The sequence below is a fragment of the Stenotrophomonas sp. PS02289 genome (genome assembly GCF_029960115.1).
Classification (GTDB): domain Bacteria; phylum Pseudomonadota; class Gammaproteobacteria; order Xanthomonadales; family Xanthomonadaceae; genus Stenotrophomonas.
This window is the reverse complement of the sequence record NZ_JASCOZ010000034.1, coordinates 1-14,615: the sequence shown is the minus strand read 5'-3', so window position 1 is coordinate 14,615 and position 14,615 is coordinate 1. Positions and strand designations below refer to the sequence as shown.

Annotated in this window: 14 protein-coding genes; 10 read left to right on the top strand and 4 right to left on the bottom strand. The window is 67.1% G+C overall.

The genetic code is table 11. The features are described from left to right. Nucleotides 1-38 precede the first annotated feature (38 nt). A complete protein-coding gene (locus QMX83_RS07130) occupies nucleotides 39-500 on the top strand; it encodes a bacteriohemerythrin (RefSeq protein WP_282295922.1) in 462 nt (153 codons plus the stop codon). Here the strand turns inward: QMX83_RS07130 and QMX83_RS07125 are convergent. Both QMX83_RS07125 and QMX83_RS07120 read right to left on the bottom strand, forming a co-directional pair. Next, nucleotides 481-1,776, bottom strand: a complete 1,296-nt coding sequence (locus tag QMX83_RS07125; RefSeq protein ID WP_282295921.1) for an MFS transporter — start codon at nucleotides 1,774-1,776, stop codon at nucleotides 481-483. The two genes, QMX83_RS07130 and QMX83_RS07125, sit on opposite strands and share 20 nt — an antisense overlap. A 75-nt stretch (nucleotides 1,777-1,851) precedes the next feature. Then, nucleotides 1,852-3,369: an aldehyde dehydrogenase gene (locus QMX83_RS07120; RefSeq protein WP_282295920.1), complete on the bottom strand. Its 1,518-nt coding sequence runs from the start codon at nucleotides 3,367-3,369 to the stop codon at nucleotides 1,852-1,854. A gap of 110 nt (nucleotides 3,370-3,479) precedes the next feature. Between QMX83_RS07120 and QMX83_RS07115 the strand changes: the two genes are divergently transcribed. From QMX83_RS07115 to QMX83_RS07090, 6 genes are all read left to right on the top strand, one after another. Further along, nucleotides 3,480-4,835, top strand: a complete 1,356-nt coding sequence (locus QMX83_RS07115; RefSeq protein ID WP_282295919.1) for an aspartate aminotransferase family protein — start codon at nucleotides 3,480-3,482, stop codon at nucleotides 4,833-4,835. Between the two features lie 43 nt (nucleotides 4,836-4,878). Then, nucleotides 4,879-5,748 carry a plasmid replication/partition related protein gene (locus tag QMX83_RS07110; RefSeq protein WP_282295918.1) on the top strand — a complete coding sequence of 290 codons (870 nt, stop codon included), beginning with the start codon at nucleotides 4,879-4,881 and terminating at the stop codon, nucleotides 5,746-5,748. 67 nt (nucleotides 5,749-5,815) lie between these two features. Next, entirely contained in the window at nucleotides 5,816-7,108 is a 1,293-nt protein-coding gene (locus tag QMX83_RS07105) for a DUF445 family protein (protein ID WP_282295917.1), read from the top strand. Nucleotides 7,109-7,200: 92 nt separating this feature from the next. Beyond that, a complete protein-coding gene (locus QMX83_RS07100; RefSeq protein ID WP_282295916.1) occupies nucleotides 7,201-7,599 on the top strand; it encodes a DUF4124 domain-containing protein in 399 nt (132 codons plus the stop codon). Nucleotides 7,600-7,655: 56 nt separating this feature from the next. Beyond that, a complete protein-coding gene (locus tag QMX83_RS07095; RefSeq protein ID WP_282295915.1) occupies nucleotides 7,656-7,955 on the top strand; it encodes a type II toxin-antitoxin system RelE/ParE family toxin in 300 nt (99 codons plus the stop codon). Nucleotides 7,956-7,998: 43 nt separating this feature from the next. Continuing rightward, nucleotides 7,999-8,304: an addiction module antidote protein gene (locus tag QMX83_RS07090; RefSeq protein ID WP_282295914.1), complete on the top strand. Its 306-nt coding sequence runs from the start codon at nucleotides 7,999-8,001 to the stop codon at nucleotides 8,302-8,304. Between the two features lie 3 nt (nucleotides 8,305-8,307). Here the strand turns inward: QMX83_RS07090 and QMX83_RS07085 are convergent, their stop codons facing one another. Continuing rightward, nucleotides 8,308-9,597, bottom strand: coding sequence for an aminotransferase class V-fold PLP-dependent enzyme (locus QMX83_RS07085; RefSeq protein WP_282295913.1), 1,290 nt, complete (start codon nucleotides 9,595-9,597; stop codon nucleotides 8,308-8,310). Further along, nucleotides 9,597-11,933 (bottom strand): TonB-dependent receptor, encoded by a 2,337-nt coding sequence (locus QMX83_RS07080; RefSeq protein WP_282295939.1) that lies wholly within the window; start codon nucleotides 11,931-11,933, stop codon nucleotides 9,597-9,599. Before QMX83_RS07080 ends, QMX83_RS07085 begins: the two co-directional genes overlap by 1 nt. Nucleotides 11,934-12,289: 356 nt before the next feature. Here QMX83_RS07080 and QMX83_RS07075 point away from each other — a divergent pair, with 356 nt between their 5' ends. The 3 genes from QMX83_RS07075 to QMX83_RS07065 are packed head-to-tail and all read left to right on the top strand — an operon-like array spanning nucleotide 12,290 to nucleotide 14,588. Then, nucleotides 12,290-12,625, top strand: coding sequence for a DUF3649 domain-containing protein (locus tag QMX83_RS07075; RefSeq protein ID WP_282295938.1), 336 nt, complete (start codon nucleotides 12,290-12,292; stop codon nucleotides 12,623-12,625). Further along, nucleotides 12,622-14,262, top strand: a complete 1,641-nt coding sequence (locus QMX83_RS07070; protein WP_282295912.1) for a PepSY-associated TM helix domain-containing protein — start codon at nucleotides 12,622-12,624, stop codon at nucleotides 14,260-14,262. Before QMX83_RS07075 ends, QMX83_RS07070 begins: the two co-directional genes overlap by 4 nt. Beyond that, nucleotides 14,259-14,588, top strand: a complete 330-nt coding sequence (locus QMX83_RS07065; protein WP_282295911.1) for a DUF3325 domain-containing protein — start codon at nucleotides 14,259-14,261, stop codon at nucleotides 14,586-14,588. Before QMX83_RS07070 ends, QMX83_RS07065 begins: the two co-directional genes overlap by 4 nt. Nucleotides 14,589-14,615 lie beyond the last annotated feature (27 nt).

Below are 14,615 nucleotides of genomic sequence, written 5' to 3'. Positions count from 1 at the left end.
TAGAGTGCTCCCAAAGGCAATCGCACAGGGAGCGCGACATGGCAGTTCTGGTCTGGCAGGACGATCTCAACACAGGGATCGACGTCATCGATCACCAGCATATGCGGATCGTGGAGATGCTCAACCATCTGCACGCGGCGCAGACCAGCATGCATCGACTGGCGGTGGCTGAAGTGATCGACGAACTGATCGACTACACCATGTCGCACTTCGCGTTCGAAGAAGAGCTGATGGAGGAAGCCGGCTATCCGTTCTGCGCGGCGCACAAGCGTGTGCATGAGATCTTCGGCAAGCGCGTGCTCGAGTACCGCATGCGCTTCCAGGCCGGCGAAGACGTCACCGATGAGCTGCGCAACATGCTCTCGCGCTGGCTGTTCAATCACATCCGCGGCGATGACCAGGCCTACGCGCCGGCGGTGAAGGCGCACCTCAACAAGTTCGCACGCGAACACGAACAGGGCGGCTGGGTCAGCCGCACGGTCAAGCGGCTGTTCGGCTGAGTGCGGCGCGCCGGCTCATCGCGAGCAGCGCCAACAACGTGACCAGCGCGGTCAGGCACAGGTAGTAGCCCACTGCCAGCAGGCCGAAGCGTTCGGCCAGCCAGGTGGCCACATACGGAGCCGGAGCCGCGCCGAGGATGCCGGCGATGTTGAACGACAGCGAGGCTCCGGTGTAACGCACCTGCACCGGGTAGATTTCCGCCAGGAAGGTGCCGCAGGGGCCATAGGTCAGCCCCATCAGGAACAGGCCCAGCGACAGGAAGCCGATCACCATCCACGGGCTGCCGGCCTGGAACAAGGGCGCGAACACGACCCCGAAACCGAGGATCAGCCCACTGGCCACGATCATGGTGCGGCGCGTGCCCCAGCGGTCGCCGTACATCGCCGACAACGGAATGCCCGCGGCAAAGAACAATATCCCGACCATCTGCATCAGCAGGAACTGCTCACGGCTGTAATGCAGCACGGTGGTGCCGTAGCCCAGGGTGAACACGGTCATCAGGTAAAACAGCACGAAGGTCGCAAACGCCCCCAGCGTGCCCAGCAGCAGGGTCAGCGGGTGGTGGCGCAGCACCGTCCACATCGGCAGGCGCACGCGCTCGTTGCGATCCAGCGCGGCCTGGAACTGCGGCGTCTCATGGATGTTCAGGCGCACCCACAGCCCCACCGCCACCAGCAGCGAACTGGCCAGGAACGGAATGCGCCAGCCCCACTGCAGGAAATCCGCGTCGCTCATCAGCCGGCCGAGCAGCAGGAATATGCCGGCTGACAGCAGAAAGCCCAGGGGTGCACCCAGCTGCGGGAACATGCCGTACCAGGCGCGCTTGCCCGGCGGTGCATTCTCGGTCGCCAGCAGCACCGCCCCACCCCACTCGCCGCCCAGGCCCAGACCCTGGCCGAACCGGCACAACGCCAGCAGCGCCGGGGCCGCCAGACCGATGCTGGCGTGGGTGGGCAGCAGGCCAATGGCCACGGTGGACACGCCCATGGTCAGCAGCGCGGCCACCAGGGTGGCCTTGCGGCCGATGCGGTCGCCGTAATGCCCGAACACCGCCGAACCGACCGGGCGCGCGATGAACGCCACCGCAAAGGTCGCCAGCGACTGCAGCAGCGCAGCGCCCTCGCTGCTCTGTGGAAAGAACAGGTGCGGAAACACCAGCACCGCCGCGGTGGCGTAGATGTAGAAGTCGAAGAACTCGATGGTGGTGCCGATCAGGCTGGCGGCCAGCACACGGCGGGGCGAATTGACGGGTGTTGCAGCGGCGGTGGTCGACATCGGGGATACGCAGGAAGGCAGCTGCCGGATTCTGCCACGGGGCCTGCAATCAGCGGGGGGATGGTTGCAGACGTATCAATTCCCCAGATGAATCCAGGTCGCCTTCAGCTCGGTGTACTTGTCGAACGCATGCAGCGACTTGTCACGGCCGATCCCGGACTGCTTGTAGCCGCCAAACGGCGCGGTCATGTCGCCTCCGTCCCACTGGTTGACCCACACGCTGCCGGCGCGCAGCTGCCGGGCGACGCGATGCGCCCTTCCGAGGTCGCGCGTCCACACCCCTGCCGCCAAGCCATACACCGAGTCGTTGGCCAGCCGCAGCGCCTCCTCCTCGCGCTCGAACGCCTGCACCGCCAGCACGGGGCCAAACACCTCCTCGCGGGCCAGGACGTGGCGGGCATCGACCTCGTCGAATACGGTCGGCTGCACGTAGCTTCCTCCTGCCACCACCTCCACGCGCTTGCCGCCCAGCAGCACACGCGCGCCCTCGGCTTGTCCGCGCGCGATGTAGTCCAGCACCCGCCCGGCGTGCGCGGCATCGACCAGCGCGCCCATCGGGGCCTGCGGGTCGAGCGGGTGGCCGGGCTGCATGTGCTGGGCGTGCGCCAGCACCCGGTGCACGAACTCGGCCTGGATGGATCGGTGCACCAGCAAGCGCGATGCGGCGGTACAGACCTCGCCCTGGTTGTAGAAGATGCCGGTGGCAGCGGCCTTGGCGGCGGCATCCAGATCCGGTGCATCGGCAAACACGAGATTCGGGCTTTTGCCCCCGCACTCCAGCCACACCCGCTTGAGGTTGGAACGTCCGGCGCACTGCAGCAGGGTGTGCCCGACCGCCGTGGAGCCGGTGAACGCCAGCGCATCCACGTCCATGTGCAGCGCCAGCGGCTCGCCGGTGCGCTGACCGTGCCCGGGCAACACATTGAACACGCCGTCGGGAATGCCGGCTTCGGCGGCCAGCGCGGCCAGGCGCACCGCACTCAGGGGGGAGCGCTCGGACGGCTTGAGGATCACCGAATTGCCGGCCGCCAGCGCCGGCGCGATCTTCCACGTCGCCATCAACAGGGGGAAATTCCACGGCACGATGGCCGCCACCACGCCGACCGGCTCGCGCGTGATCAGCCCCAGCGTGTCCACCCCGGTGGGCGCGATTTCGCCATACAGCTTGTCCACCGCTTCGGCGGTCCAGCGCAGGCAGCGCACCGCCCCGGGCAGGTCGTCGTCGCGGGCGTCGCGCACCGGCTTGCCCATGTCCAGGGTCTCCAGCAGCGCCAGTTCGTCGGCATGCTGCTCCACCAGGTCCGCCAGCCGCAGCAGTACCCGTTTGCGCTGCGCCGGTGCCGCACGTGACCAGTTCCCGGCCTCGAAGCTGCGGCGTGCCGCCGTCACCGCGCGGTCGACGTCGGCGGCACCACAGTCAGCCACCTGGGTCAGCACCCGACCGTCAATGGGACTGATGCAGTCGAAGCGCGCGCCGTCAGCCGCGTCAACGAAGCGTCCGTCGATGAAGGCCTGGCCCTGCGGACGCAGGAGGTCAGCCTGCTGCTGCCACTGCGCAAGGGTGCGCGCGGCGCTGTCATGCACGGTAGTCATCGGCCCTCCGGCCCGGGCAAGCAGGGTTTACGTTATACCGTGGCCGTCACGGTCCGCCGTGATGCACCTGCGATAGAGTCGTGAACACCCGCTCAACTCCGGAGTGACCGATGGCGTCCGCGCAGACCCCGCCGCTGTCCACGCTGTCCCGGCAACGCCCCGAGTCGCTGGAGGCGTTCTGGATGCCGTTCAGCGCCAATCGTCAGTTCAAGGCCGCGCCGCGCCTGCTGGTCCGCGCCGAGGGCATGTACTACCACGACGTCGACGACCGCCCGATCCTGGACGGTGCTGCCGGGCTGTGGTGCTGCAATGCCGGGCACGCCCGCCCGCGCATCGTCCAGGCCATCCAGGAGCAGGCGGCGCAGCTGGACTTCGCGCCCCCGTTCCAGATGGGGACACCGCTGCCGTTCGTGCTGGCGCAGCGGCTCGCGGCACTGGCCCCGGCCTCCCTCAACCATGCGTTCTTCACCAATTCCGGCTCCGAGGCCGTGGATACGGCGATGAAGATCGTGCTGGGCTACCACCGCCTGCGCGGCGAGGGGCAGCGCACCCGCTTCATCGGCCGCGAAAAGGCGTATCACGGCGTCGGCTTTGGCGGCCTGTCGATCGGCGGCTTACCCAACAACCGCAAGGCGTTTGGTCCGCTGCTGCCTGGCGCTGACTTCCTGCGCCACACATTGGACCTCTCACGCAACGCGTTCAGCCCCGGCCTGCCCCGCCACGGTGCCGAGCTGGCCGAGGATCTGGAACGGCTGATCGCGCTGCATGACGCCTCCACCATCGCGGCGGTGTTCGTGGAGCCCATCGCCGGCTCGGCCGGGGTCATCCTGCCTGCCCCGGGCTACCTGCAGCGACTGCGCGAGATCTGCGACCAGCACGGGATCCTGTTGGTGTTCGATGAGGTCATCACCGGCTTTGGCCGCGTCGGCAATGCCTTTGCCGCACAGCGCTTCGGGGTCACCCCGGACCTGCTGACGATGGCCAAGGGCCTGACCAACGGGGCGGTACCGATGGGCGCGGTGCTGGTCTCCGACGCCCTCCACAGCGCGTACATGCAGGGGCCGCCCGGGGCCATCGAGCTGTTCCATGGGTATACCTATTCGGCCCATCCGCTGGCCTGCGCGGCGGCAATGGCGGCGCTGGATACCTATGCGGCCGAGGGTCTGTTTGACCGCGCCATCGAACTCGGCGAGTACTGGCAGACCCGTCTGCACAGCCTGCGCGGGCTGCCCAATGTGGTGGACATCCGCAACTTCGGGCTGATCGGCGCGGTGGAACTGGCCGCGCGCAAGGAGGCCCCCGGCAGCCGCGGGTATGAGGTGTTCGAGCGCTGCTTCCGCGACGGCCAGCTGCTGGTGCGCTGCACCGGCGATGTGATCGCGTTGTCGCCGCCGCTGATCATCGACACCGACCAGATCGACCGGATCGTGGACGTGCTGGGCGAGATGATCCGGGCCACGGGGTGACCGGTACAATGGTCGGTCACGTCCCGCCTGCGTACCGGATTGCATGGAAATCGTCGTCAAAGAAGAACTCAAGGCCTACATCGACCCGCTGACCGCGGATGAGCATGAGGCGCTCGAACGCAGCATCCTGGCCGAAGGCTGCCGCGACGCGCTGGTGCTGTGGAACGACGTGCTGGTGGATGGCCACAACCGCTTTGGCATCTGCCAGAAGCATGGCCTGCCCTTCCAGACCGTGCAGAACACCCGTTTCAAGTCGATGGACGACGTGCATCTGTGGATGATCGAGCAGCACCTGGGCCGGCGCAGCGTGTCCGACTTCCAGCGCGGCGTGCTGGCCCTGCGCAAGCGCGACATCCTGGCCGAGCGCCATCGCGCCGAGCAGGCCCTGCTGCAGCAGGAAAGCGACGGGGAGATCGCCGAGGCAGCGCCTGCCGGTGACGAAGACAGCCCGCCGTGGGCACCGGCCCCCAAGGTCAGCCGCGCCGACATGGCCCGCGAAGCGCGTCTGAGCAGCAGCCAGGTGGGAATGATCGAGCGCATCCACAAGCAGGCCGCGCCGGAGCTGGTGGAAGCGGTGAAGACCGGGGTGATCTCGATCAGCGCCGCCGCCGCCGTGGCCGACCTGCCGGAAGAAGAACAGCGCGCCGCCGCCGCCGCCGGCAAGGACGAGCTGAAGCAGGCCGCCAAGCGCGTGCGCGAGTCCAAGCGCAAGCCGCGCAAGCCCGTGCAGGAAGTGCTGGCCACCGACGAAGCCGACTTTGAAGCCGATCCCAGCCGTGAAGCGGAGATCGCGCAGGCGCTGGAAGCCTTGGGCGAAGGCCCGGCCGAACTGCGCCAGCGGGTGATCGCGTTGACGCTGGAAAACGACGCATTGCGCAAGCAGCTGGCCGAGCTGCGCGCGGCCAACGCGTAAAGGACGGCGACGCCCGTCCTCAACCCCGTGCAGACCGCGATCATGTGATGGCCGATAGACTGGCCGCATGAATTCCATCTCTCCGCCCGACCCGCGCCGCGCCCAGCTGCGCCGCCTCAAGGCCATCGCGCTGCTGATGCTGCTGGCCATGCTGGCCGGCTTCGTCATCAGCCACCTCAACGGCGAGCGCGGCATCTGGGCCTGGGTCTCGGCCTTCTGCGAGGCCGCCGCGGTCGGCGCGCTGGCCGACTGGTTTGCGGTGGTGGCGCTGTTCCGCCGGCCGTTGGGACTGCCCATTCCGCATACGGCGATCATTCCGCACAGCAAAGACCGCATCGCCGACAGTCTGGCGGTGTTCGTGCGCGATCAGTTCCTGGAACCGCAGGCGCTGCTGGCCCGGTTGCAGGTGTTCGACCCCGCCAGCCGGCTGGGCAGTTGGCTGGCCGACCCGGCGCGGTCGCGGATGCTGGCCGACATGGCGCGTGGCTGGGCCTTGCAGGCGCTGGACTTCCTCGATGAAGCCGCCGTCCGCCGCAGTATCCAGGGCTTCGTGATCCAGCAGCTGCGCCAGTGGAACGCGGCTGCCACCGCAGGAGAGCTGCTGGGTCTGCTGACCGCCGACAACCGCCATCAGCGGGTGCTCGACGAGGGCCTGACCCGGATCAGCGAATGGCTGGACAAGCCGGCGGTGAAGGAACGCGCGTCCGAACTGATCGTCCGTTACATCCAGCGCGAATGGCCGAAACTGGCCAGCACGGTGAACTGGGTCAAACCGATCGACGAGATCGGCGACAGCCTTGCCGCGCGTCTGGCGCATGCGATTCTGGGTGAGCTGCAGCAGATCCTGGCCGAATCCGATCACCCGCTGCGCCGCGACTATGAGACCTGGCTGGCCGACTACATCCGCCGCCTGCGCGAAGACCCGGAACTGGCCGCACAGATCGAGCAGATCAAGCAGCGGGTGATCGATCACCCGGCCGTGCAGGAGTACGTCCAGGGCCTCTGGGCCCGCATCCATGCGGCGCTGCGCGCGGATCTTTCCAGCGAAGACTCGGCGCTGGCCGGCCACCTGCGTCGCAGCCTCAGCGGGGTTGGCGAGGCGCTGCAGAACGACCCATCACTGCGGGAGGCGTTGAACCAGCATCTGATGGACGGTGCCGAACGGCTCACCAGCCGCCTGCGCGAAGGCGTCACCACCCATATCGCGCAGACCGTGAAGGGCTGGGACGAGCGTCACCTGGTGGAACAGCTGGAGCTGAGCGTCGGCCGCGACCTGCAGTTCATCCGCTTCAACGGCACGCTGGTGGGGGGCCTGATCGGTCTGGCGCTGCACGCGTTGACCGTGTGGCTGCAGTGGTGAGCGCCGGTTGACACTTTGCCCGGGTGTTTTTGCGACGGGCTTCACGTATTCTGCCGCCCATTCAGTAGCGTACAGGCTCACAGGGGGCCGCCATGAAACGGATCATCATGATGCTGGCGCTGTGCGCGCTGGCCGGCAGCGCCCACGCCGGACGCGTGTACAAGTGCTCGGACAAGGGCCAGACCATCTACCAGACCGTGCCCTGCCCGCCCGAGCAGGACACCGGCGTCACCCGCCCGATCACGCGTGACCCCAACCTGACCTGGGCCGACAAGACCCGCGCCCAGCGCAACCTCTACGATGCCCGCCGCCAGCAGCAGGTCGCTGCAGGCCGTGGCCAGGAACCGGTGCGAGGCACCGTCATCGACGGTTCGGTCGACCCGGAGAAGTGCGAAGACCTGAAGACCCGCAAGGAAATCGCCGAGGTCTTCGGCCGCAAGACGCCCGACAGCGTCCACGCCGACATGGCCAAGGCCTGCGCGTCGCGCTGACGCTTTTGCCAATCGACAATCACTGAGCACTTGCGCATTGTATCCATATGGATACAATGCGTTCCAAGCCATCGATAGCGGCAACCGACGCGTTTGATCGCTGGATGCGGCGGCTACGAGACACCCGATCGCGTGCACTTATCGCTGAACGCATACAACGATTGGTCAATGGCGGGGCTGCCGACGTCAAAGCGGTGGGCGGCGGCGTCAGCGAGCTCAGAGTTCACGCCGGCCCCGGCTATCGCGTCTACTTCACCCGCCGAGGTCAGCAGTTGATCATCCTGTTGTGCGCCGGTGACAAGGATAGTCAGGCGTCGGACATCAAGAAGGCCCAGCGGATGGCAGCCGAGCTGTGATGTGCGCCGCGATAGCATTCCATAGGCATAGAGGTTCTTTCTCGTGACCAAGCACACCCTAAGTCCATTCGACCCCGCTGATTACCTCACCGATGATGACAGCATCGCCGTGTATCTGACCGAAGCACTTGCTTCGCAAAGTGCCGCTCACTTCCAGGATGCTCTGCAAGTGGTTGCCCGTGCACGCGGCATGGCCCAGATTGCTGAGAGCAGCGGCTTGGGTCGCGAGAGTCTGTACAAGGCACTCAAGCCGGGCGCACATCCGCGCTTCGATACGGTACAGCGCGTCCTCACTGCACTCGGCGTGCGGCTGACCGTCGAACCACTCAGTCAGCCGCACACCGCGTAACAGCTACCCCGCCACCGCACGGATCGCGGCCACCAGCGCGTCCATCTGTGCGGGCGTGCTGAAGATGCCCGGCGTGGCCCGCAAGCAGGCTCCGGAGGCCAGTCCGTCGCGCGGCACCACGAACACGCCGGACTGCTTGACCATGCGCTCGGCGGTGGCGGCGTTCGCCGCCATGCCGGTCTGACCGCGCAGGCGGAAGCCGGCAATGGCACTGGCGAGGCGCTCGTCTGGCGAGGCCAGCAATTGAATCCGTTCGTCATCACGCAACGCATCCAGCCAGCGGTTGCGCAGCATCAACAGGCGCGCCCGCTTGTTGGCCACACCGATGCGCTGATGCAGATCCAAGGCCACTGGTAACGCCATCACCGCGGCGAAATTGACCGTGCCGGTGTGCACGCGGGTGCGCAGGTCGTCGCCGTCGGCTTCGCCCATGTACGGGTCGAGATCACGCACCCTGCCCCGCTTCACGTACACCGCGCCCAGCCCCACCGGTGCGCCGATCCACTTGTGCAGGTTGATGCCGACAAAGTCCGCACCGAGATCGCGCAGCGGCGTATCGACCTGGCCGATGCCGTGCGCGGCATCCAGCACCACGTCCACGCCCGCGGCGCGGGCCATCGCGGTGATCTGCGCTACCGGCAGCAGCATGCCGTTGCGGTGATTGACCTGGGTCAGCAGCAGCAGACGGGTGCGTGGATGCTGCGCCAGCGCCTGCCGATACGTCTCCACGATGCCATCGTGATCGAACGGTTCCGGCAGCGCGATGCGGACCGGGGTGACGCCGCGCCGCGCCTGCAGCCACTGCATGGCGTCGATCATGCTGTCGTAGTCGGTGTCGGCGTACATCACCCTGTCGCCGGGTTGCAGGCGACGGTAGCTGCCAATCAGTACCTGCATGGCTTCGGTGGCACCGCGGGTCAGCACCAGCTCGTCCGGTTCCACCGCCAGCACCTGCGCCAGCCGCAGCCGGGCCTGCTCGAACAACGGCGGAAACTCCCGTCGTCCAAACCAGGCGTTTCCGGCGTTCACCGTCGCGGTGGCCTGCTGGTAGGCCTGCAGCACCGGGCGCGCCATCGCGCCCCAGTAGCCGTTGTCGAGCATGACGACCTCGTCGGTGAGGTCGTACAGCGCGCGCACCTGGCCCCACCAGGCCTCGTCCCCGGCCAGCTGCGCCGGGGTGCGGCCATCCAGCGCGGGCAACGCCGGCTCAGCCGACATGGCATTGCCGGTCAGGCTGGCCGCCAGTGGCAGGGCGAGTGCCCCGCGCAGCAGGTGACGTCGTTGCCGGTCCATCAGTAACGGATCCGGTATTCGGCGTAGACGTTGCGACCGTCGGTGTCATACGGTGCGTTCCGCGAGTAGATCAGGCCACGGCTGGCCTGGAAGCTGGCTTCGTCGGGATAGCGGTCGAACAGATTGTCCGCACCCAGCCGCAGGGTCTGCTGGTCGGTGACCTTGTAGCTCACCGCCAGGTCGAAGAAGCTCATCGCACCGAAGCGCTGGAAGATGTCGCCGGTGGCATTGCCGGAAGAGTCGGTCCATGCCCCGTAGTATCGCAGCTTGCCCAGCACACTCCAGCGCCCGATCTCGTACTGGCTGCTCAGGGTCGCCTTGTGTTCCGGCAGGCGCTCTTCGAAGATCCGGCGCTGGCTGTCATTGGTGGCCACGCCGGTGCGACCGCTGTCCACGGTGGTCTGGTTGTAGTTGTAGCCCAGGGTGGTGTTCAGCCGCCCTGCCCCCAGCCCGGTGGTGTAGCTGCCGACCACGTCCACACCGCGCGTGGTGGTGTCGAAGTCGTTGGTGTAGAAGCTCACCGAAGTGAAGCGCAGCGGATTGGGCGTGCCGGCCGGTACGGCAAACGCGGCCGACTGGCTGAAACGGTCGGTGACCTTGATGTCATACACATCCACCGAGCCGGAGAAGCCTGCGTCGGTCTTCCAGGTCAGGCCCAGCGACGCGGTACGCGACTGTTCGGGCTTGAGCGGCTGCGCGCCCAGCTGCACCGCCAGCGGATCGCTGGGCGACAGACGGCCGGTGGTGAACACCTGAAGGGTCACCGTATCCAGGCCCTGCTGGGTGCTCTGGGTGTACAGCTGGCCCGGCGTCGGCGCACGGAAGCCGGTCGATACCGAGCCGCGGATGGCAACATCCGGAGTGAACGCAAAGCGCGTGGACAGCTTGCCGTCGATGCTTTCGCCAAAGGCGGAGAAGTGTTCGTAGCGGGTCGCCGCGCCCACCGTCCAGCGCGCGGTGATCGGCGCTTCCACGTCGATGTAGGCCGCACGACTGCGCTGGCTCCAGCTGCCGGCGTTGGTGTCACTGAAGCCAGGGGCACCATTGGCACCGCCGGCCAGGCCGGTTGCCGCACCCGGACCGATCGCATAGGAGGCCGGATCACCAGCCTTCACCGCATAGGTCTCCTCGCGCGCTTCGGCACCGAAGGCAATGTTGAGCGGACCGTCCAGCGCGGCCAGCGGCAGCGAGTAGACCACGTCGGCATTGACGTTCTTTTCGGTCTGCGACAAGCGCCCCAGATAGAACGAGGTCGGGCTGTCCGGACCGAGCGAGGCGTTGATCGCGTTGTCCAGGGTGTAATCAATCTCGTTGCGGCCGTACGACGCGCTCACGTCCCAGCGCCAGCGCTCGCCGATGTAACCGCGCAGGCCGAGCACGCCCTGCAGGTCGTCCTGTTCGTTGCCGTACTTCGGGCTGAAACCGGTCGGATACAGCGAGCGTGCGTCCCAGCCGGGGAAGACGCTGCTGGGGTTGTACACCGAGGCGGTGCCATCCGGATTACGCCAGTTGAAGTCGCTGAGGCCTTCGCTGTGTCCGAACAAACCGAAGCCGTACAGGTCCAGGCTGTCGTTGAGCGCCAGGTTGAGGTTGAAGCCGGCGTGGCGGTTCTCCAGATCCGGCTGACCCCAACGCTGCACGGGATTGGGCACGTCCAGTTCCGGATGCGCGTTCTGGAAGGCGATGGCGTCGGCGCGCTGGCGGCTGCGCGAAGTCGCATCGGACTTGTCCCAGTCGGCAAACAGCGACAGGCTGCCGGCGTCGCCCAGCGCGAACCCATGCCGTGCACCGACCTTGCGGCCACGACCGTCGCCTTCGCTGTATTCGGACAGGCCCAGCGAGACCTCACCGCCGACGCGGTCATCCAGAATGATGTTGATCACGCCGGCAATGGCGTCCGAGCCGTACTGCGCCGATGCGCCATCCCGCAGCACTTCAATGCGCTGGATGGCGTGCACCGGAATCTGCGCCAGGTCCGGACCCTGCGCGCCGCGTGCGCCGAGCAGCGCCGAGCGATGGAAACGACGACCATTGACCAGCACCAGGGTCTGGTCCGGCGACAGCCCGCGCAGCGTGGCCGGACGCACGAACACCAGGCCATCGTTCATTGGCATGCGCTGCACCACGAACGACGGCACCAGCTGGGCCAGCACGTCATTGAGGTCGCTGGACTCGATCGCCTGGATCTCTTCCTGCGAGAACACATCGACCGGAGCCAGGGTGTCGAACTGGGTGCGGTTGCTGCCGCGCGTACCGGTGACGACCATCGTGTCCAGATTGGTGGGGGCTGCGGCAGTCCCTGCCGGAGCGGCCTGGGCATGCCCTTCGGCAGCCAGAACAAGAGAAACAACGGACACAACGGCAACGGCCAACGCACAACGCTTCACTCGCAACTCCAGGTCAACACGAAAGGGGGACGCGTGGACCCTCCGCTCCGCCGCGCGGGGCGCAGTCTGTTCAGCTGGGATGTCGTGAAGATGACGCTACGCGCCGCATCACATGACAGATGCGACAAGCAGCTTGAAGAACGAAATGATAATGACTATCATTCGCCGCGATCTGACGTGTCGAATACGACACGACGGAACGAGCTCCAGGGATACCGCTGCGCCAAACAGTGGCTGGGCCAAGGATGGCCGCCCTTGCTGCCTGCTGCGCTTCGCAGTGGGCGATTGCCGTTGGAACATCGACTTTGCAGGAATTCGTGGACAGCACGCCCGACGCACACTGGCTGGCCCCTGTGGGCCGCTTCTTCGCCCGCCCCTGGCTGGGCGTGCTTTCCCGCAGTCTGGCGGCGATCTTCGGTGGTTACGCGTTGGCGGCCACCTGTTCGATGTTCTTCGCTGTGGCGATGCCCGGCGCGCGCTCGCAGGCCGTGCTGACCGGCATGCTGGTCGGCATCGTGCTGTGCGCCTGTGCCGCACTGTGGGCCTTCGCCACCCGCACCGCACTGCGCGCCTGGATCGGCATCGCCCTGCCTACCGCGCTTTTCTGGCTCGGCACGCTACTGCTGGAGGGCCGCGCATGAAGAACGGCTTCCGCCAGTCGATGGCCTGGCTGCACACCTGGACCGGCCTGCTGGTCGGCTGGTTGCTGCTGCTGATCTTCATGGCTGGCACGGCTAGCTACTACCGCGAAGAGATCAGCCGCTGGATGCGCCCGGAGCTGCCGCGCAGCACGGTCAGCAGCGACGTGGCCGCGCAGCGCGCGCTCACCTTCCTGCAGCACAAAGCGCCGCAGGCGGAGTCGTGGAACGTCACCCTTCCCAGTCCGCGCAACCCCGCCATGCGCATGTTCTGGCGCAATCCCGAGTCGATGGTGAAGCCGCCGGCCGAAGGTGAGAAGCGCCGCCGCGGCGGCGGTCGCTTCGGCGATGCCACCGTGGACCCGAACAGCGGCCAGGAAGTCAGCGCCCGCGAAACGCGGGGCGGCGACTTCTTCTACCGCCTACATTTCGACCTGCACTACATTCCGGTGCTGTGGGCGCGCTACCTGGTCGGCTTCTGCGCGATGTTCATGCTGGTGGCGATCATCACCGGGGTGATCACGCACAAGAAGATCTTCAAGGACTTCTTCACCTTCCGCCCGGACAAGGGCCTGCGTTCGTGGCTGGATTTCCACAACGTCAGCGCGGTGATGGCCCTGCCCTACCACGCGATGATCACCTACACCGGCATCGTCACCCTGATGTTCATGTACCTGCCGTGGGGCATGAACAAGGCTTACCCGAACGACGAAGCCAGCTTCTACAGCGAAGCGTTCGCGCGCATGGCCGATGTGGAAGGCCCGGGCGAAGGCAGTGCGACGCCGGTGCCGATCCAGCAGTTGCTGGACAGCGCACGCCGCGAATGGAAGGGTGCCGACGTGGGCAGCTTCGTCGTGTCCCGCCCTGGCGCAGCCAATGCCGTGGTCGATGTCTACCAGCGTGACGGTCGACGCCTGTCCAGCGACGCACCGTCGCTGCGTTTCGATGCCGTCAGTGGCGAGCTGCTGCAGGCGGGCCCGGTACCGGGCGGTGCGACCCAGACCCGCGGCGTGATGTATGGGCTGCACCTGGCCCACTTTGCCGACTGGGGGCTGCGTGCGCTGTTCTTCCTGTCCGGTCTGGTCGGCTGCCTGATGGTGGCCAGCGGCGTGGTGCTGTGGGCGGTGAAGGAACGGCCCAAGCATGCCAAGTCCGGCAAGATCGGCTTCGGCCTGCGTCTGGTCGACGCGCTCAACATCGGCGCGGTGGCCGGCCTGCCGATCGCGTTTGCGGCCTATTTCTGGGGCAACCGGCTGTTGCCGCTGGGCCTGGCCGAGCGCCCGGCCGCTGAGGCCAGCGTGTTCTTCTATGCCTGGGGTGCCGCGCTGTTGGCCGCCTTCCTGTGGCCGAAGCGGCTGATGTGGGCGGCCCAGTTGTACGTGGGCGCGGCGTTGTTCGCACTGATTCCAGTCGTCAACGCGCTGACCACACACGCCCATCTGGGCGTCACCTTGCTGTCCGGTGACTGGGTGTTGGCCAGCTTCGACCTGGTGATGCTGGCGTTCGGCGCGATGCTGGCCTACTGCGGCCTGCGCATGCAGCGCTGGCAGCCGGCCCTGAGCGCGGCCGAGAAGAAGAAGCGGCAGGCGGCTGCAGCGGCGGCGGCCAAGCCGGCCGTGCCGGCGGAGGCCAGCGCATGATGCTGCTCGCATTGACCTTGAGCTTCGCCGCGTTCACCGCGCTGTCGCTGGCGATGGAAAAGCATCAGCTGGACCTGCACGGCAAGGCCGCTGCGAGCGCCGGCGTACGCACGCGCTGGCGCGTGCTGGGCTGGGCGCTGCTGTGCGTGTCATTCGCGCTGAGCGTGATGGACCACGGCTGGGCCGCCGGCCCGGTGCTGTGGCTGGGCACGCTGACGATTGCCGGGCTGCCGATCGCGTTCGGGCTGTATCCCTGGCGTCAGCGGTGGTTGAAGCCGCTGGCGTGCGGGTTGCCGTTCGTCGGCTTGGTGGCCGCGGTGATGTGATTCCACGGTAGGCCACGACCGTTGGTC

Coding starts and splice junctions, on each gene's coding strand:
- QMX83_RS07130 (WP_282295922.1), top strand. CDS start 39: ATGGCAGTTCTGGTCTGGCAGGACGATCTCAACACAGGGATCGACGTC.
- QMX83_RS07125 (WP_282295921.1), bottom strand. CDS start 1,776: ATGTCGACCACCGCCGCTGCAACACCCGTCAATTCGCCCCGCCGTGTG.
- QMX83_RS07120 (WP_282295920.1), bottom strand. CDS start 3,369: ATGACTACCGTGCATGACAGCGCCGCGCGCACCCTTGCGCAGTGGCAG.
- QMX83_RS07115 (WP_282295919.1), top strand. CDS start 3,480: ATGGCGTCCGCGCAGACCCCGCCGCTGTCCACGCTGTCCCGGCAACGC.
- QMX83_RS07110 (WP_282295918.1), top strand. CDS start 4,879: ATGGAAATCGTCGTCAAAGAAGAACTCAAGGCCTACATCGACCCGCTG.
- QMX83_RS07105 (WP_282295917.1), top strand. CDS start 5,816: ATGAATTCCATCTCTCCGCCCGACCCGCGCCGCGCCCAGCTGCGCCGC.
- QMX83_RS07100 (WP_282295916.1), top strand. CDS start 7,201: ATGAAACGGATCATCATGATGCTGGCGCTGTGCGCGCTGGCCGGCAGC.
- QMX83_RS07095 (WP_282295915.1), top strand. CDS start 7,656: ATGCGTTCCAAGCCATCGATAGCGGCAACCGACGCGTTTGATCGCTGG.
- QMX83_RS07085 (WP_282295913.1), bottom strand. CDS start 9,597: ATGGACCGGCAACGACGTCACCTGCTGCGCGGGGCACTCGCCCTGCCA.
- QMX83_RS07070 (WP_282295912.1), top strand. CDS start 12,622: ATGAAGAACGGCTTCCGCCAGTCGATGGCCTGGCTGCACACCTGGACC.
- QMX83_RS07065 (WP_282295911.1), top strand. CDS start 14,259: ATGATGCTGCTCGCATTGACCTTGAGCTTCGCCGCGTTCACCGCGCTG.